Here is a 16858-nt window from a genome sequence, read left to right as displayed (position 1 = left end):
CTCACTGCCTGCCGCGTCAGTTGACGAGTCAAACTAGGGTGTCGACGACCGGTCGGTTGATCCGGAATCCGATATTAGCAGCACCGCCGTCATTGTCTGAATACTGCATGTAAAACCTCTGCCCATTGAAGGACGGATCATTCACAACCCACTCCCCGGAAAGGAAAGGGCCATTGCCGTTTTCGTACCGATAAATCCCCAATCCGTTTGGTGAGATATTGACGCATGCGCTGAAATACTTGTCGTCAGTCTCGTCCCACACCCCGAGAACGAGCATGCGCCGCGAATATTCCAATGGAACCGACGCCCCAACTTCGCGATCGACCTTCAAATTTTTATCCTGGAATTGCTTTCTGATCTGACTGCCGGCGTCGGCGCAGTCTTCTGGTGTAAATTCGCCAATGTAGGTTCCGGCGTATGTTCGCACACGGTGACTCCCGGCTTCATAGTAGCCAGTGGAGCGCTGGCCGGTCAGGCTGACGATAACTGCGGCTGATGCAGCAGCAGGATAGAGCAGGGCACCGGATAGTAGGCCGGTCACGATTCCGCAGGCGCTAATGACGGTCGATTTCCGAAACACAGAAGATCATCTCCTTGAAGTTGAATGCAAGGTGGCCTATTCGCGAAAGCATTTCGGCCGCATTTCCTGTCCAGTGCCTGGGGTCCAGAAGAGTGGCGGCCAGCGGTTTCATGCTTCCCCGCCACCACAGATTTTTCCGGGAACACGCGGAAAACGGGTGGCACCGTTCCGCAATCTCACCCAATCGAGGGATTTCGGGGCACACCACGCGCTGTGGGTCGATAAAGACGGCCAACGGCACCACTGGAACTCATACGCAACGAATAGCCCTCGCGGATGTCACCCGCCTTACGGGCCGGCGCCGGCGAGGACTATTCGGGCCCGGACCTCCGTCGGCAGGCCCGGCAGAACCCCGCTACGGCAGCAGGGTCACCGGGGGGGCAACCGTAACGGCGATCGGTCACTTGATCAACATGTCGGCGCTCTCAACCAGTCTGGTCGGCTCGAACCACGTTATGGGCGGCTGTATTGAGTTGCGGGCCGAAGGCGATTCGAACCCTGGTAGGACATGGCGCTCCCGAGGCGCCACGCTCTTCTGAATTTGCAATCTATGCCGCGATCACCAAGTTGCCGCCGCCCGAGTCAGTGACAACTCGAAAGGTAAGCGCGCGAGAGAAGCCGCGAGGATGATTACCGAATCCGGCGCTATCTACTGGCTTTCAAGCCGGACGCGAACGCCCACTTCCTGATGGATCGATATGGGCGGCCGATATGACAGAGGCGCGATTGTCATTGATGGATGCGTGAACGTACTCTTCTCGGCAATGAGTAAGGCGTTCATGCTTTCCCGCCGGCAGGGTGGCTGGGGGTTGGGGTCTTGGGCCGGGACCGCCCGGGGCGGGCGCGCGGAGAGCGAGTTGCACCTACCAGGACCGAGTGCCACGGGAGTGGACCGACGCGTACCTATCGGTGGGGCGAATGTGGACCGCCAGACGCCGGGCACCGTGGGTTTCTAGTCTGCCCGCCCGGACAGCTGCTCGACCACCGCCAGGGCGAGGTCGTCCGCGGTGGTCGGATCGAGGCCCTGCTTTCCGGCGGCCGCGATGACCGACCGCCGGATCTCCTCGGTCTGGGCCGCGGTCAATTCCGGCGGCGCGGGCAACGCCTTACGCCGCCGTGATTTGAGCTTGTCGAGAATGCTGTCCACGGTCTTGTCGGCCACCACATCGACCGCCTTCTCCGCCAGGAACAACGCGACCACGGTCAGACCCGGGCCGAGGAGTTCCAGACCGCTGCCCAGCGGCGTGTCGGAACCGGCGGCGGAAAGCGCCCGCGCAGGGTCGGCGAAATACGATTCGGCGTCGGCCTCAAGATACTTTTCCTGCCCGGAATCCAGCGCTACGAAAATTCCCCGGGCGACCGCGACAACCAATTCCCGATCATCATTCTGCACCGGACGAATTCTACGACCCCCGAACCACCCGTAACCTCTGGTGCAGACCGCCGTATCCGGTCGCGCCGCGCAGGACGGCCTTGGGTATTTTGGCCACCACCGTGTAATTGGTGTCCACCACGTTGGCCACCGGGGTCAGCGCGGTCTGCGACACCAGCTGGTAGGCGTCGATCGTGGACAGGCCGGTCAGCTCCGCTACCCAGCGCACCAGCTCGGTGTGGGCGATCCGGAACGCGTCCTCGAGGGGCCGGGCCGAGCCGGTGGTCATCAGGTAGTGGTCGTCCTCGAGCCGCGGCCACGGCGTGGGGGCCCCTTTGACCAGGTCCACGACGGCGACCGTGTTCATCGCGCACTCCACCGCGACGCCGCAGGTCTCGCCCTCGCCCTGGCGCGCGTGCCCGTCGCCGAGGCTGAGCAGCGCGCCGGCGACGTTGACCCCGAGGTAACACGTCGTGCCGGTGCGCATCTCGGGGGTGTCCATGTTGCCGCCCCAACTGCCCGGGGTCAGCGAGGAACGCACCTCGCCCAGCGGCGGGGCCACGCCGACGGTGCCGTGCATCGGGTCGAGCGGCAGGTCGACCTCGTACGGGCTGTCCAGCGCCGCGTACCGCACCACCCGGGCGGCCGGGTCGATCGTGTAGAACCAGGTTCGCTCGGGCAGCGGGTCGTGCAGCATCGCGGTGGCCGGGGTAGCGGTCAGCGAACCGAAGAACGGCACGGTGGTGCTGACGCCCCAGTCGAACCGCGGCTCGATGCTCAGGAAGTGAATGGCCACCGTGTCGCCCGGCTCGGCGCCCTCGATCCAGAACGGGCCGGTCTGCGGGTTGAGGTAGCGCGGGTCGGTGACCTGTGACGCCATGTCGGAGGTCGAGCGCACCCGCCCGCCGAAGCAGTCACGGGTCCAGGTGGACAGCACCTGCCCCGGCCGCAGGGTTGCGACCGGGGCGGCGCCGCCGAAGGTGTAGACGCCGGTCGCCGGGTCGGCGTCCGGATCCGGGTCCCAAGAAATCATGCCCTATCGTGCGCCTCTTCCAGGACCGTGCGCCCGATCGCCCGGTAAACCTCGGGACTGCGTGCTCGCAGGAACATGACCAGGCCGAGGCCGACCACGAAGGTCGCGGCCACGATCCAGGGAATGGCCTTGAAGAACGGCGACCCGGCCGCCCCGCCCCCGGCGAAGTCGATGTTCGAGAAGAGCAGGTAGACCACGTAGATCATGCCGATCCCGCCGAGCCCCGGGATGACGCCGGTGGTGAGCCAGTTGCCGGGATGGGCCTTCTTCACGTGGAAGTACCAGATGACCGCCAGCGACGTGATCGCCTGGACGATCAGGATGGCCATCGTGCCGAGCAGGGCGAGCAGGCCGTACAGGTAGATGTAGCCGCCGCGGTTGGGGTCGTCGCCGCCGACGGTCAGGAAGTAGAACCCGGCGGTCAGCACCAGCGTGATGATCGACTGGACGGCCGACGCGATGTGCGGCGACTGGTGCTTGGCGTGGGTGGCGCCGAGCGTCTTGATGGTGGCCGGCAGTTCCCGGCCGATCGCGAACAGGTAGCGCGACGCCGCGTTGTGGAAGGCGAGCGCGCAGGCGAACGACCCGGACACCATCAGGAAGATGTAGATGTAGGTGATCCAGTGGCCGCCCAAGTTGGCTTCGGCCAGGTCGGTGAACATCCCGATCGAGTTGTTGTTGGCCTGGTCGATCGAGGCCTTGGCACCGTTGCCGGCGATGACCATCCAGGAGACGAACGTGTAGAAGAGTCCGAGGCCGATCACCGCGATGAGGGTGGCCCGGGGCACGATGCGCCGTGGGTTGCGGGACTCCTCGCCGTACACGGCGGTGGTCTCGAAGCCGACCCAGGACCAGAAGGCGAAGAACAGGCCGAGGGCGCCGCTTCCGGCGGCGACCAGGGTCCCGGCCGAGGTTTGTACGCCGAGACCGCCGCCCTCGGACAGATTCTTGAAGGCGTTGATCGGGTTGATCGAGGAGGCCATCATGCCGTCCGGCCCGCCGCCCTTGAACAGGACCGAGAACGCGAGCGCGGCCAGCAGCACGACCTCGAGAATGAGGAAGAAGCCGAGGACCGCCGCCGCGATGCTGATGTCGAAGTAGCCGAGCAGGCCGATGAGCGCGATGCCCACAACGGCGATGATCAGCCAGTTGACGTCCCAGCCGAACCAGTCCTTGAGGGCGTAGTTGCCGAAATACGAGAAGATGCCGATCAGCGAGCCCTCGAAGACGACGTACGCCATCGTGGCCAGCAGCCCGGTCGCCATTCCCCACAACTGGCCGAGACCGTGGGTGACGAAGCCGTAGAAGGCGCCGGCCGTGGTGATGTGCCGGGCCATCGCCACGAACCCCACCGTGAACAGGGTGAGCACCACGGTGGCGACGAGGAAGCCGGCCGGGGCGCCGAGGCCGTTGCCGTACCCCACGGCGATCGGCACGTTGCCGGTCATCGCGGTGATCGGCGCGGCGTTGGCCACGGCCATGAACAGCACGCCGGCCAGCCCGACGGCTCCTACCTTGAGGGTGTTGGTGGCGGCGGCGCGGGGAACCGCCGCCTCTTCGAAGGCGTCAGGGGCGAGGTTTTCGGTAGTCATGCGACGACCCTCTCGTCGGGTCTGGACCAATTAGGTTCCTGATCAGACCACTCGCCAAGAGCATCGGTTGCTACGGGAACGTAAAACCTGGATGTCTCGATTGACCGCCGAACCGGACCGCTGGTAGACCGATTCAGACCGAATGAGAAGGGGTGGCGGCGATCATCGACTACGGCGAGTTCGGCTTCGGCTCCAAGGACGAGGTTCTCGACAAGGCCCGTCGCTACTGGAACCCGGGCAAGACCCAGTTCTGGACCGATTCCGGGGTGCCGCTGGTCATCGACCGCCGCGAGGGCTACTTCCTGTACGACATGTCCGGGTCCCGGCTGATCGACGTGCACCTCAACGGCGGCACCTACAACCTGGGCCACCGCAATCCGAGCGTGGTCGCCGCCGTGCGCGACGCGATGGACCGGTTCGACATCGGCAATCATCACTTCCCGGCGCTGGCCCGGACCGCGCTCGCCGAAGCACTCGTCACCTCCGGACCGCCCGGGATGAGCAAGGTCGTCTACGCCAGCGGCGGTGGCGAGGCGGTCGACATCGCGCTGAAGTCAGCCCGGCACGCGACCGGCAAACGCAAGATCGTGTCGATCGTGAAGGCGTACCACGGGCACACCGGGCTCGCGCTGGCGACCGGCGACGACCGGTTCGCCGAGCTGTTCCTGTCCGGCCAGCCCGCCGACTTCCCGCACGTACCGTTCAACGACCTCGAAGCGATGGAGCTGGCCCTCCGCGGCGGCGACGTCGCGGCGGTCATCATGGAGACGATCCCGGCGACGTATGGCTTCCCGTTGCCCGACCCCGGCTATCTCGAGGCGGTGTTCGCGCTCTGCCGGCGCTACGACGCCCTGTACATCGCCGATGAGGTCCAGACCGGATTGATGCGCACGGGTGAGCTCTGGGCGATCACCAAGCACGGCATCGCCCCCGACATCCTGGTCACCGGCAAGGGCCTGTCCGGCGGCGTGTACCCGATCGCGGCCGTGCTGCTGTCCGAGCGAGCCGCCGGTTGGCTCACCGAGGACGGGTTCGGGCACATCTCCAGCTTCGGCGGCGCCGAGCTCGGCTGTGTCGCCGCCCTGGCCGCGCTGCGGCTCACCGACCAGCCGGAAACGCGCACCCAGGTGCACTACCTCGCCGACCGGATCGGCCGCGGCCTGGCCGCGATCCGGTCCGCCTACCCCGACTGGCTGGTCGGGATCCGGCAGAACGGGGTGGTCATCGGCCTCGAGTTCAACCACCCGGAGGGCGCCAAGGCGGTGATGCGCCGGCTCTACGAGAACGGCGTCTGGGCCATCTTCTCCACCCTCGACCCGAGCGTCCTGCAGTTCAAGCCGGGCATCCTGGTCGATCCGCGTCTGGCCGACGAGATCCTCGATCGCACCGAGACAGCGGTCGCTCTCTCGCGCAACGATGTGGCGGTGCCGGCATGAGTGCGCGGGACCTGGCCGGCTGGGCGGCCGACGCGTTCGCGACGTACGACCTGGCCACCACCCACCGGATCGTCATCGCCGTGACCGGTCCCGGCCCGCTGCCCGATTACGTCTCGGCCCGGGTGGATCCCCTCACCGGCACGGTCGGGCTACCACGACCGGTGGGCGTGGTGCTCGCCCGGGAGCCGCTCGACGAGTTGGTCCGGCTGGCCCTGCTGACCCGCAACGCCCTGCTCGTCGAGACCGGGGATCCCGAGCGGGTCCGGCACCTCGCGGCGCTGGCCGAGAAGGCCGGCGCGCCGGCCGGGGTGGTACAGCTGCTGGACGGGCCGGCCGAGGTCGACGCGGTGCTCGAGCCGCCGGCCGACGCCCCGGTCGTGGTGATCGCCGACCATGGTTCGCCGGTCACGGTGGCGGAGCCGGAAGCGGTCGTGCTCGCGGTCGGGGACGGCTACGCCGACCTCGGGCACGCGATCCGGGCGGCCCGCGGCATCCTGCGGGAGACCGGTGGCGACCGGATCCGCGTCTACGCCGGCGATCCGCTGAGGATCGCGGCCGCCCTGCCCGCGGTCCGGGTCGCGGTCGGCGACGGCGAGATGCCACCGCCACCGGCGGACGGCCTGATCGTCTGGACCCGGATCGGCCTCGACGGGCCGGTCGCGCGGCAGCCGTGGGCCGCCCCGGGAGCACCGGTTCCGGCCTATCCGCGCGCCGCCAACGAGCCATGAGCACCGCCCACGACCTGTCGGCCGGCGACCGCGGGTTTCTCGACCGGCTCGCCGCCCGGGCGGTCCGCGAGTACGGGTACGGCGACGACGTCGAACTGACCCTGCTCAACGTCAGCGAGAACGCGACCTTCCTGGTCCAGGACGCGGCGACCGGCGCGCGGACCGTGCTGCGGGTGCACCGCCGCGGATATCACGGCGAGCCCCAGATCGCCTCCGAGCTGGCCTGGCTCGATGCACTCCGGGACGAGGCCGGCCTGCGTACGCCCCGGGTCGTCCCGGCCGCCGGCGGCCGGCGGATCGTCGACCTCGAGCCGGGCGCGGAACCGCGGCACGCGGTGATGTTCGAGTGGTTACCCGGCGCCGAACCGCCCGACCACGACCTGGTCACCGGCTTCGGCACCCTCGGCGCCCTCACCGCCCGGATGCACGAGCACAGCCGAACCTGGCGGCGGCCGGCCGGTTTCGACCGCTTCGCATGGGACTACGACGGCGCCTTCGGCCGGGTCGCGCGGTGGGGTCGCTGGCAGGACGGCATCGCGGTGGGACCGGCCGAGCGGGCGGTGCTGGGCCGGCTCGACGAGGTGCTCCGGTCGAGGCTGGCGGCCTTCGGCCGGGCCACCGATCGGTACGGGCTGGTACACGCCGATCTGCGGCTGGCCAACCTGCTCGTGCACGGCTCGGAGACGTTCGTCATCGACTTCGACGACTGCGGGTGGGGCTGGCTGCTCTACGACCTCGGCGCCGCGCTCAGCTTCATCGAGGACGACCCGCGAGTGCCCGCCCTCGTCGATGCCTGGGTGGCCGGCTACCGCACGGTCCGGCCGCTGGCGGCGGCGGACGAGGCCGAGATTCCGACCTTCGTGCTGATGCGGCGGCTGCTGCTGGTCGCCTGGATCGGCTCGCACGCCGGCACCGACCTGGCGCGCTCGATGGGCGCGGCCTACACCGCCGGCAGCTGCGAGCTGGCGGAAACCTACCTCAGCACGTACGGAAGGGGCTGACCATGTTCACCTCGGTCGAGGGACTGTCGGTGCTGGTCACCGGCGGCAGCAAGGGCATCGGCCGGGGGATCGCGCGGGTCTTCGCGCGGGCCGGCGCCAACGTCACCATCACCGGCCGCGACGAGGAAGCTCTGGCCCGGTGCGCGGCCGAGCTGGGCGTCGCCACCGTGGTGGCCGACGTGGCGCGGCCCGAGGACTGCCGGCGCGCCGCGCAGGCCGCGATCGACCGGTTCGGCGGCATCGACGTGCTCTGCGCCAACGCGGGTATCTTCCCCGAGGCCCGGCTGGCCGACCTGACCGAGTCCGACGTGGACACCGTGTTCGCCACCAACGTCAAGGGCACCATCTTCAGCGTGCAGGCGTGCATCCCGGCCCTGACCGCCAGCGGCCGCGGCCGGGTGATCCTGACGTCGTCGATCACCGGCCCGATCACCGGTTTCCCCGGCTGGACCCACTACGGCGCGAGCAAGGCGGCCCAGCTGGGCTTTCTGCGGACGGCCGCGATCGAGCTGTCGCCGCAGCAGATCACCGTCAACGCCGTGCTGCCCGGCAACATCTCGACCGAGGGCATCGACGCGCTCGGCCCCGAATACCGGGCCGCGATGGAGGCGTCGATCCCGCTCGGCCGGATGGGCGACGTGGCCGACATCGGCAACGCGTGCCTGTTCCTGGCCACCGTCGAGGCCGGCTACATCACCGGTCAGACACTGGTCGTGGACGGCGGGCAGGTGCTGCCCGAGTCGATGTCGGCCCTGCCGAATCCATGACCCACCCGGAGCCCGTCGGCCGGGCCGCCGAGGACGCCGAGCGCCGCCTGCTGGAACAGATCCGCACCGGCGCGCTGGAACCCGGCGCGAAACTCGGCGGCGAGCGCGACCTGGCCCGGGCGCTCGGCGTGAGCCGCTCCACGGTCCGCCAGGCGCTGTCGTCGATGGAACGCGCAGGGCTGGTCCGCCGGATCCCGGGCCGCACCGGCGGTACGTTCGTCGCCCATCCCAAGGTCGACCGCGACCTGTCCCGGATCGTCGGCGTTCCCGCCCTGCTGCGGCAGCAGGGCATCATGGCCGGCACCCGGGTGGTCAGCACCGCCCTGGTCCGGGCGGACGAGACGACCCGGGCCCAGCTGCACCTGGACGAGGACGCGTACGTCCTGGAGGTGGTCCGGATCCGGCTGGCCGACGGCACCCCGATCTCGCTGGAACGCGCCCGCCTGCCGGCCGGCCGCTTTCCCGGACTGCTGGAACTTCCGCTGGGCGGCTCCCTCTACGAGCTGCTCGACGCCCACTACGGCGTCCAGCCCGATACGGCGGTCGAACACATCGAGGTGGTCCTCGCCGGTCCCGACGAGGCGGCCCTGCTGGCCGTGGCGGTCTCCGCCCCGCTGCTGTCCATCACCCGCACCACCTGCGCGGCCGACGGCGAACCCTTCGAGCACTCGCACGACCTCTTCCGCGCGGACCGCACGACTATCACCGTGCACACCCGTCACGACCGGAAGCCGAGGACCAGTCCGTAGGCGACGGCGTGCCGGTGGCCCAGCACGCCGGCCGTGTCGGCCCGGCCGACCGCGGTGCCCGGCGGCATGGTGCGGGCGACGCAGCCCAGGATCTCGTCGTCGCCGGCCGGGCCACCGACGACCAGAACCGCACCCGGCGCCTCGGGAAGAGCCCGGGCCAGGTTGGCGCCCAGGATCTCGGTCTTGAGCCGCAGCCGCAGTGCCCGCCACTCGCTGGGCGCGAGGGCCCGGCCGAACGGCAACCAACCGGTCGGGCCGGGCGCCACCAGCGCGCCGATCGCGTCCGGCCGGATCGGGACATCCAGGAACGTACGCGTACCGTCCTCGGCCAGCAGCAGTTGGGGAGCCTCGACGCGGGCGGCCGGGCCGCGTTTCGCCCATTCGGCCGGCGTGCTCGCCACCCCCAGCACCGCCGCCGCGGCCGCGGTGAGCAGGTCGCCGGCCCCGGCCAGGACCGTCGCGCCCGCCGCCGACACCACGTCGATCGTGCCGCCGCCGAGATCGACGACGACCGCTCCGGGAGGTGCGCCGGGGGTCGACAGCGCGCCGAGCCGAGCGGCGGCCGCCTCGCTTGCGCAGGTGTGCACGGGCACGTCCAGCCGGGCGGCCAGAGCCGGTCCCGGATCCGTGTACGGGGCGTCGGCGTGCATTGCCGCGAGGGCCACGCTCCGGGACGCGACGGCGTCGCCGCGGGTGAGCTGACCGGCGGCCAGGGCGGCCAGGTCCACCGCGAACAGGTCGTCGACCGGCTGCGGCGGCCCGTCCGGGAGCCGGTACGAGGTGACCCGGCCGGGCGGGTACGCGGCCAGATAGGCCGGCGACAGCGCCTGCGACGAGCCGTCGGCCAGGGTCATCGAGGCCGCCGGACCGGCCGGGGCCGGCGTCGCGGAGGCGGACAGCGCGATCACGGCGTTGGCCCGGTCGTAAAGCCGGTCGGCGAGCACGGCCGCGTCCGCCTGCTCGGCCGGGGACAGGCCCAGGCGGGCGGTCATCCACAACGGGTCGACCACCGATCGGAGCGGTGCCCGCACCTCGACCGCCACCAGGACGGCATCGGCGAGGCCGGCCACGGGGACTTCGTCGACGACGGGGATGCCGGGCGGCAGCCGGTTCGCGAGCAGGACGGCCTCGTCGCGCTCGGTGACGACGGCGGCGAGCACGCCGCGCGTGGCCAGGTCGCGCAGCTCGCCGACGACGGACCGGTAGCCGCGGTCGGCCGGGACGAGGGCGACCACCGGGCCATCGGGGAGTGCGGAGCCCACCCGGAACGGCGTACCGATCCCGACTCCACCCCCGCCCGTGGTGGCCGCGCCGGCCGCCGCGATCCGCAGCCGCCCGGTGTCGACGGTTGGTTCGGGCAGGGTCGCGGTCGTGGTGGTGACCGGTCGCAGCGGTGCGACGACGGCCGCGTCGAGACCACCGCCGTGGCTGGTGACGAGCCGGCGGACGAGGCGGGCGGCCGCGTCGAGACTGGCCGGCCCGCCCTTCGGACCACGGGTGGGCAGCCGATCCGCGGCGACGATCGTCAACGAGGGAACATCGACCAGGACGACCTCGGTGGTGGAGTTGCCGATGTCGATACCGGCGACCCGGGTCACCGCAGCAGCCCGCGCGCCGCGTACGCGGCCGCCGCCTCCCGCACCAGCGCCGCGCATCGGGGTGCGTCCCGGGCCGCGAGGTCGTCCGCCAGCGCGTCCAGTTCATCCATCGTGGACCGTCGTGGGCGCAACGCCTCGTAGAGGGCGAGGATCTCGCTCTCCGGGAACCGGGCCAGCTCGGCCGCGCGCCGGAAATTCGCCGCCAGCTGCGGGTTGCCGTGCCGTTCGGCGACGACCGCCTGCGCTTCCAGAGTGTCCGGATGGATGCGTACGTCGTCGGGGGCCAACTCGTCGCGGACCAGCGCGTCGATGGTCAGGTCATCGGCCGGTTTGCCGGAGAAGGCGCGGCTCACGACGCGTACCTGAGTTCTTCCGGGGCGGCCGCCGGATCGACGCAGTCGCGCTCCAGGGCGACCAGGGCGATCACGCTGGTGTGGTAGCGCGCCTCGATCGCCTCGTCGGTGTAGGGATTTCGGGCCGGGACCGGGGTCGCGCCCTTCGCATGCCGGCCGGCGTTGGCGCCGAGCAGGCGGTACATGTCCGGGGTCAGGGTCGGGGCCATGCTGTAGAGCTCGAGGTTGGCCAGCGGCGGCAGGTCGCGGCGGTGGATCAGCGCGGTTCCCTTGCCCTGCAGGCCGATCCCGATGCCGGAACCGGCCAGCCGGGCCGCGGTCAGGCCGACCATGCCCAGGTCAATGGTGGAGTTGATCCGGACGATCCGGGCGCGGCAGCCCTCCTCCTCGAGGCCGTCGAGGAGCTCCTGAAGTACGTCGACCACGAGCAGGCCGCTCAACGTCTTCCACACCGAACGCCCGACGCCGGGCGAGACGCCGATGACGACATCCCGCGGATCGGTGCCGAAGGCCGCCGGACCGGACGACGTCAGGAAACCGCCGGCGAAGGACGACTGCGACACGCGCAGATCCTCGACGCCGCGTTCCTGCCGGATGCCGTCGATCTCGGCCTGCCGGGCCGGCGAGGGTTCATAGCCGGTCCCCGGTCCCGCGTACTCGTTCGGGTCGGTGACCAGGCTGAGAACCCGCATGTCCTCGTCGAAGATCGCGGCGGTCTGCAGGTGGTCGCCCTGCACCCGGGCGACGACCATGGCCAGCACCCGCGACGCGGCCTCGTCGTGCCCGGTGTCGTGCAGCGCCCGGGCGATGTCGAGAGCGGTCAACCCGGTGCTGCGGATCGTCTGGGCGGCGTCGAGCACGGCGAGGGCATCGGTCGGCACCAGCTCCTTGGACCCGGCGGCGTCGACGGCCCGGGCCAGCTGCTCGTCGGTGAAGTCGCCCAGCCCGAGGACCCGGTAGACGTCCCGGACCGCCTCCACCGCCCGGGTCCGCAGCTCGCCCAGCGACTCCGGCGCCGCGGTCCGCAGGCCCCCGTCCACTCCCCAGTCCCGCTGCATGGCGAGCCAGTCGTCGATGTCCTCGGCGTTCCAGTTGGAGGGCCCGAACATGTTGTCGTAGCGCTGGATCGACCCGAACCCGCTGCAGATGAAGTCGCTTCCGGCCAGCAGGATCGGCAGCGTCCGCGACGTACGCCGGACGTGCGACTCGGACATCAGCGCGTCGTTGCCCGAGCAGGACTCGAGGTTGCGGGCCATCACCATCACGTTCTCGGCCATCAGCTCGCGGACCCCGCGTGGAACGGCCGCGGCGACGCTGGCACCGTCGATGCCGCCGTTCTGCACGCCCTGGGCGCCGATGGCCCGCGCCAGCGAGACACACCGGGACTCGAGATAGAGCATGCTGCAGCCCTCGGCCCCGGCCATCAGGACCTCGGCGCCTGCCCCGGAGGAGACCCGCATCTTGATCCCGCGACTCGCGTAGCCGGAGGTCAGCAAGGCCTTGGACCACGGTGTGTCGTCGCCGTCGACGAAGACGCCCTCGGTGCCGTAGAGGCTGACCGTCTCCGCGTACGACACCAGGCCGCGCATGCCCATCTCGAGCTCCATCGCCTCCTCGACCGCACACTGCACGAGCACCCCGGCCGCGCCGACCGCGGCGCCGACGGTGACGGCGACCGCGTTGGAGGGCGCGTCGGCGAGCACCGGCACGGTCGTCTCGAGCTCCCGGAACCCGTACGCCGCCGCCGTCGCCGCGTCCGCCGCCAGCAGCAGCGGGTCGTCCAGCAGGTTGGTCACGTGGGCCTGATTGCTCGGCGTCCGGCGGGCCCGCAGCTTGGTCATCGCCATCATCAGTTCCGGCGGCCGGAGCTCGGCGACGACCCGGGCGAGCTTGGCCGGAGTCATGCCGGCGACCAGCCGGACGATCTCGGCCCGGGGGACGGCCGGGTCCACGAACAGCCGGGCGGCGGCCACGTCGCCGAGGGCCATCGCCTCCGCCGCGACCGTGAGGTCGAGCCCGTGCGCGGCGATGTAGCGGTCGATGGTGTCGAAGTCGTCCCGGCTCTTCTGGTCCAGCTCGACGACCACCCCGTCGACCACTCGCAGCGACGGGGCCGGATCGGCCGGGCTGCGCAACGCGACGAGGCCGAGCGCCGGGGCCTCGCGGGCGAACCCGTCCAGGTTGACCTGCTGCTCGTCCATGAAACGAATGCGCCCGACCGGCTGCTCCAGCATGTCCCCAGCTTAGCCAGCCGACGATCTTCGCCGACCGGGTGCGGAACGGAATCAGGGCATAGAGTGCCCCGCGTGACTTCTGCTCTGCGTCCGGAGGACCCGCGTTTTCTGGGCCGTTACGCATTGATCGGCCGTCTCGGCGAGGGCGGCATGGGGGCCGTGTTCCTGGGCCGCGACCCGGCCGGTGGCCTGGTCGCCGTCAAGGTCCGAGCCTGGCCGAGGTCATCCGGGAGCAGGGGCCGCTGCGCGGTGGCAACCTGCACAGCGTCGCGGTCGGGGTGGCGTCGGCGCTGGTGGCGATCCACAGTGCCGGCATCGTGCACCGGGATCTGAAGCCGGCCAACGTGCTGTTCGCGCTCGGGTCGCCCAAGGTGATCGACTTCGGCATCGCCAAGGCGGTCGAGGCGACCAGCCATCACACCGGCACCCAGGAGATGGTCGGCACGCTGGCGTACATGTCGCCGGAGAGATTCGCGCCGGACGCCGACCAGAAGCTGTCGCCGGCCGCCGACGTCTTCGCCTGGGGTGCGCTTGTCGCGTACGCGGCGACCGGCCGGAACCCGTTCGCGGGGGACAGCCCGGTGGCGACCGCGGGCCGCATCCTGACCCAGCCGCCGCAGCTGGACGGCGTGCCGGCCGGGCTGGCCGGGATCGTCGGCCGGGCGCTGGCCAAGGAGCCGGAGGACCGGCCGACTGCGCAGCAACTGCTCCTGGAGTTGACCGCGGGGCCGGATAGAGACGCGACGATCCCGCCTGATGTGCACCGGGCAGCCGTGGCCGCGCGCGGGTTCGGTCGTCGTCGCGGCCGCTGGCGGGTCGCCGCGGTGGTGGCGGCCGTCGTCGTGGTTCTCGGGGCCGGCGGCGCCTGGGCGGGTGCTCAACTCCCGGAGGAAAAGCCAAAGACGCCCACACCCACGGCTGCGGTACGGGAATCCGCCAAGGAGCTCTTCGACCCGCTCACCCCGGCCGGGCTGTGGTCCGCCTCCGGCGACGCGGACAACGGCTGCACGCCCGGCGACGGCCTGGTCGTGCAGGTCACGTCGTTCGCCCAGTGCGAGTACGGCCCCCGGCAGGTCTTCGCGGGCGACACCTCCGACGAACTCAACGTGAGCGCGGGCAGCATGAAGCGACTCGATATCGAGGACAACGGCCCGCACCTGATCAGCGTGGACGTGGTCAAGAGCGCCGCCACCGTGTCGGTGGACGGCAAGAAGGTCCTGACCAGCGACCTGTCTCGGGGGAAATCGGCCGGCGCGCGCCACCGCAGCGGCCAGGTCACCTTCGGGGCGGCGGTCGGCGGCAACGGCCCCAAGGTCAAGGTCGTCCTGCACGACGCGCACGTCACCACCGCCTGACCCGGCGCTACTGCTGGAGTGGTAGTCGAGATACCACTGATGTCAGACGTGGCCGGGTCGCGACGACCGTACGGTGGGTGGATGTTGAGTCCAGCGCTGCGCAACTGGCTCGCCGGGCTCGGGATCGGGGCGCTGTCGGCGGTGGGTGCGCTGATGGTGGCCCACCAGAACGACGGCCGCGGTCCGGGCATTCCGCTCGCGGCCGACCTCGGCGCGGCCGGTGGGGCGGCCGTGGCGATCGGGCTCAGCGGGACGTTCCCACTGCCGGTGCTGGCCCTCTCGACCCTGGCCGAGATCTTCTGCCTGATCCGCGGGTGGGGCACGCCCGCGCCGATGTTCGCCATGGTGGTCGCGCTCTACCACCTCGCGGTGCGCGCGCCGCGGCGGCTGACCTGGTCGGCGGCCGTCCTGTGCGGGGCGCTGTGCTGGATCGCCTCCGGAACCGGGTCGCACACCGGCTGGTGGAACCCACTCAGCCTGGGCCTGTTCGCCTGGACCGGGATGGCGGCGGCCGGCGGCGACGCGGTGCGCAACCGCCGGGCGTACGTCGCCGAGGTGGAGGAACGCGCCCGCCGGGCCGAGCAGAACCGCGAGGACGAGGTGCACCGGCGGGTCGGCGAGGAGCGCCTGCGCATCGCCCGGGAACTGCACGACGTGGTCGCCCACCACATCGCGGTGATCAACGTGCAGGCCGGCGCCGCGCAGTACGCGCTGCCCCGGCAGCCGGAGGCGGCCGGTCCGCCGCTCGCGCACATCCGGCAGGCCGCCACCGTCGTGGTGCGGGAGCTCGCCTCGATCGTCGGACTGCTGCGCGCGGACGGCGAGCCGGACCGCGAGCCCGCGCCCGGGATCGAGCAGCTGCCGGCGTTGTTCGACGCCTTCGCCGCGGCCGGCGTACGGGTCGAGTTCCTGCCCGAAGGCCAGGCCCGGCCGCTGCCCGCGACCGGCAACCTGGCGGCCTACCGGATCACCCAGGAGGCGCTGACCAACGCCCGCAAGCACGGCGACGGCGGCCCGGTCCGGGTATCGTTCCGGTACGGCCGGGAGCACCTCGCCATCGAGATCACCAACGGTGTCGTGCCGGGCCGGCCCGGCACCGAGGCGGGATACGGGCTGATCGGCATGCGGGAACGCGCGGCCTCGGCCGGGGGCACGGTGGAGGCGCGGCTGACGGCCGCCGATCTTTTCGCGGTACGCGTGGAGCTGCCGGCGCCACATCGGCAGGAGACCTGACGTGACCGTGCGTGTGCTGCTCGCCGATGACCAGAAGCTGATCCGGGCCGGCTTCCGGCTGATCATCGACCTCGCCGACGGCATGGAGGTGGTCGGCGAGGCATCCGACGGAGCCGAGGCGGTCGAGCTGGCCCGCAGCGCCCGCGCCGACGTCGTGCTGATGGACATCCGGATGCCGGGCGTGGACGGCGTCGAGGCGACCCGCCGGATCACCGCCGACCGGGATCTCGACGGGGTGCGGGTGGTGGTGCTGACCACCTTCGACGCGGACGAGAACGTGCTGGCCGCGCTGCGGGCCGGCGCCAGCGGCTTCCTCAGCAAGGACGTCGAGCCCGAGGACCTGCTTCGCGCGATCCGGGTGGTCGACGCCGGCGAGGCCCTGCTGACGCCGCGCGCCACCCGCGGGCTGATCGACCGGTTCCTCGGCTCTTCCGCCCCGGGATCGCCGCCGGTGGTGCCGCCGGCGCTCGCCCGGCTCACCGACCGGGAGCGCGAGGTGCTGCGGCTGGTCGCGCTCGGCCGGTCGAACGAGGAGATCGCCGAGCGGCTGGTGCTGTCGCCGCTGACCGCCAAGACCCACGTGCACCGGGCGATGACCAAGCTCGGCGCCCGCGACCGGGCCCAACTGGTGGTCATCGGATATCAGAGCGGCCTGGTCCACCCCGGCGAACAGGACTGAACTACTACCCGGGTAGTAGTTCTGCGCCTTTGCATTTCCTGTCAATTCGCTGTCAAACGGCGGGAGCTGGGCTTTTGCCGGGCGGGATACCACTGCGGTAGTAGCGGCAATGGCTGCCGGCGATGGACGACAACGGCGTACGGAATCG

The 16858-nt window shown here is 70.8% G+C and carries 15 protein-coding genes; 8 read left to right on the top strand and 7 right to left on the bottom strand.

Annotated elements, in window-relative coordinates; all coding sequences use genetic code 11:
- Positions 1 to 28: 28 nt before the first annotated feature.
- The 4 genes from Ate02nite_RS28870 to Ate02nite_RS28855 all read right to left on the bottom strand — a co-directional run bounded on the left by Ate02nite_RS28870 (position 29) and on the right by Ate02nite_RS28855 (position 4577).
- The gene (locus Ate02nite_RS28870; RefSeq protein WP_203810978.1) at positions 29 to 580 is read right to left on the bottom strand and encodes a hypothetical protein; all 552 of its coding nucleotides are present in this window, start codon (positions 578 to 580) and stop codon (positions 29 to 31) included.
- A gap of 952 nt (positions 581 to 1532) precedes the next feature.
- Positions 1533 to 1952, bottom strand: coding sequence for a hypothetical protein (locus Ate02nite_RS28865; protein WP_203810977.1), 420 nt, complete (start codon positions 1950 to 1952; stop codon positions 1533 to 1535).
- A 31-nt stretch (positions 1953 to 1983) separates the two neighbouring features.
- A complete protein-coding gene (locus Ate02nite_RS28860) occupies positions 1984 to 2985 on the bottom strand; it encodes an acetamidase/formamidase family protein (protein WP_203810976.1) in 1002 nt (333 codons plus the stop codon).
- Positions 2982 to 4577, bottom strand: coding sequence for an APC family permease (locus Ate02nite_RS28855; protein ID WP_203810975.1), 1596 nt, complete (start codon positions 4575 to 4577; stop codon positions 2982 to 2984). The genes Ate02nite_RS28860 and Ate02nite_RS28855 overlap by 4 nt, the downstream gene beginning before the upstream one ends.
- A gap of 152 nt (positions 4578 to 4729) precedes the next feature.
- Here Ate02nite_RS28855 and Ate02nite_RS28850 point away from each other — a divergent pair, with 152 nt between their 5' ends.
- The 5 genes from Ate02nite_RS28850 to Ate02nite_RS28830 are packed head-to-tail and all read left to right on the top strand — an operon-like array spanning position 4730 to position 9258.
- Positions 4730 to 6013, top strand: coding sequence for a class-III pyridoxal-phosphate-dependent aminotransferase (locus Ate02nite_RS28850; RefSeq protein ID WP_239147774.1), 1284 nt, complete (start codon positions 4730 to 4732; stop codon positions 6011 to 6013).
- On the top strand, positions 6010 to 6741 hold the full coding sequence (locus tag Ate02nite_RS28845; protein WP_203810974.1) for a hypothetical protein: 732 nt from the start codon (positions 6010 to 6012) through the stop codon (positions 6739 to 6741). The genes Ate02nite_RS28850 and Ate02nite_RS28845 overlap by 4 nt, the downstream gene beginning before the upstream one ends.
- Positions 6738 to 7742: a phosphotransferase enzyme family protein gene (locus Ate02nite_RS28840; RefSeq protein ID WP_203810973.1), complete on the top strand. Its 1005-nt coding sequence runs from the start codon at positions 6738 to 6740 to the stop codon at positions 7740 to 7742. Before Ate02nite_RS28845 ends, Ate02nite_RS28840 begins: the two co-directional genes overlap by 4 nt.
- Positions 7743 to 7744: 2 nt before the next feature.
- A complete protein-coding gene (fabG, locus tag Ate02nite_RS28835; RefSeq protein ID WP_203810972.1) occupies positions 7745 to 8509 on the top strand; it encodes a 3-oxoacyl-ACP reductase FabG in 765 nt (254 codons plus the stop codon).
- Positions 8506 to 9258: a GntR family transcriptional regulator gene (locus Ate02nite_RS28830; protein WP_203810971.1), complete on the top strand. Its 753-nt coding sequence runs from the start codon at positions 8506 to 8508 to the stop codon at positions 9256 to 9258. The genes fabG and Ate02nite_RS28830 overlap by 4 nt, the downstream gene beginning before the upstream one ends.
- Here the strand turns inward: Ate02nite_RS28830 and Ate02nite_RS28825 are convergent.
- From Ate02nite_RS28825 to Ate02nite_RS28815, 3 genes are read right to left on the bottom strand one after another with little or no spacing between them, the layout of a single operon-like run.
- Positions 9228 to 10856 carry a diol dehydratase reactivase ATPase-like domain-containing protein gene (locus Ate02nite_RS28825; RefSeq protein WP_203810970.1) on the bottom strand — a complete coding sequence of 543 codons (1629 nt, stop codon included), beginning with the start codon at positions 10854 to 10856 and terminating at the stop codon, positions 9228 to 9230. The two genes, Ate02nite_RS28830 and Ate02nite_RS28825, sit on opposite strands and share 31 nt — an antisense overlap.
- Positions 10853 to 11209 (bottom strand): diol dehydratase small subunit, encoded by a 357-nt coding sequence (locus Ate02nite_RS28820; protein ID WP_239147773.1) that lies wholly within the window; start codon positions 11207 to 11209, stop codon positions 10853 to 10855. Before Ate02nite_RS28820 ends, Ate02nite_RS28825 begins: the two co-directional genes overlap by 4 nt.
- A complete protein-coding gene (locus Ate02nite_RS28815) occupies positions 11206 to 13443 on the bottom strand; it encodes a propanediol/glycerol family dehydratase large subunit (RefSeq protein ID WP_203810969.1) in 2238 nt (745 codons plus the stop codon). Before Ate02nite_RS28815 ends, Ate02nite_RS28820 begins: the two co-directional genes overlap by 4 nt.
- Positions 13444 to 13565: 122 nt before the next feature.
- Between Ate02nite_RS28815 and Ate02nite_RS49745 the strand changes: the two genes are divergently transcribed.
- The 3 genes from Ate02nite_RS49745 (at position 13566) to Ate02nite_RS28800 (ending at position 16710) form a co-directional block, all read left to right on the top strand.
- Positions 13566 to 14798, top strand: coding sequence for a serine/threonine-protein kinase (locus tag Ate02nite_RS49745; RefSeq protein WP_307873293.1), 1233 nt, complete (start codon positions 13566 to 13568; stop codon positions 14796 to 14798).
- A gap of 81 nt (positions 14799 to 14879) precedes the next feature.
- On the top strand, positions 14880 to 16031 hold the full coding sequence (locus Ate02nite_RS28805; RefSeq protein ID WP_203810968.1) for a sensor histidine kinase: 1152 nt from the start codon (positions 14880 to 14882) through the stop codon (positions 16029 to 16031).
- Between the two features lies 1 nt (position 16032).
- The gene (locus Ate02nite_RS28800; protein WP_203810967.1) at positions 16033 to 16710 is read left to right on the top strand and encodes a response regulator; all 678 of its coding nucleotides are present in this window, start codon (positions 16033 to 16035) and stop codon (positions 16708 to 16710) included.
- Positions 16711 to 16858: the final 148 nt, after the last annotated feature.

The organism is Paractinoplanes tereljensis (assembly GCF_016862435.1).
Classification (GTDB): domain Bacteria; phylum Actinomycetota; class Actinomycetes; order Mycobacteriales; family Micromonosporaceae; genus Actinoplanes; species Actinoplanes tereljensis.
Note: the sequence above shows the minus strand (reverse complement) of the source record. Positions and strands in the feature narration are given on the sequence as shown.

Bases quoted from the DNA above. Each gene is read 5' to 3' on its own strand.
- Ate02nite_RS28855 (WP_203810975.1), bottom strand. From the start codon at position 4,577: ATGACTACCGAAAACCTCGCCCCTGACGCCTTCGAAGAGGCGGCGGTT.
- Ate02nite_RS28815 (WP_203810969.1), bottom strand. From the start codon at position 13,443: ATGCTGGAGCAGCCGGTCGGGCGCATTCGTTTCATGGACGAGCAGCAG.
- Ate02nite_RS28805 (WP_203810968.1), top strand. From the start codon at position 14,880: ATGTTGAGTCCAGCGCTGCGCAACTGGCTCGCCGGGCTCGGGATCGGG.
- Ate02nite_RS28840 (WP_203810973.1), top strand. From the start codon at position 6,738: ATGAGCACCGCCCACGACCTGTCGGCCGGCGACCGCGGGTTTCTCGAC.
- Ate02nite_RS28860 (WP_203810976.1), bottom strand. From the start codon at position 2,985: ATGATTTCTTGGGACCCGGATCCGGACGCCGACCCGGCGACCGGCGTC.
- fabG (WP_203810972.1), top strand. From the start codon at position 7,745: ATGTTCACCTCGGTCGAGGGACTGTCGGTGCTGGTCACCGGCGGCAGC.
- Ate02nite_RS28830 (WP_203810971.1), top strand. From the start codon at position 8,506: ATGACCCACCCGGAGCCCGTCGGCCGGGCCGCCGAGGACGCCGAGCGC.
- Ate02nite_RS28845 (WP_203810974.1), top strand. From the start codon at position 6,010: ATGAGTGCGCGGGACCTGGCCGGCTGGGCGGCCGACGCGTTCGCGACG.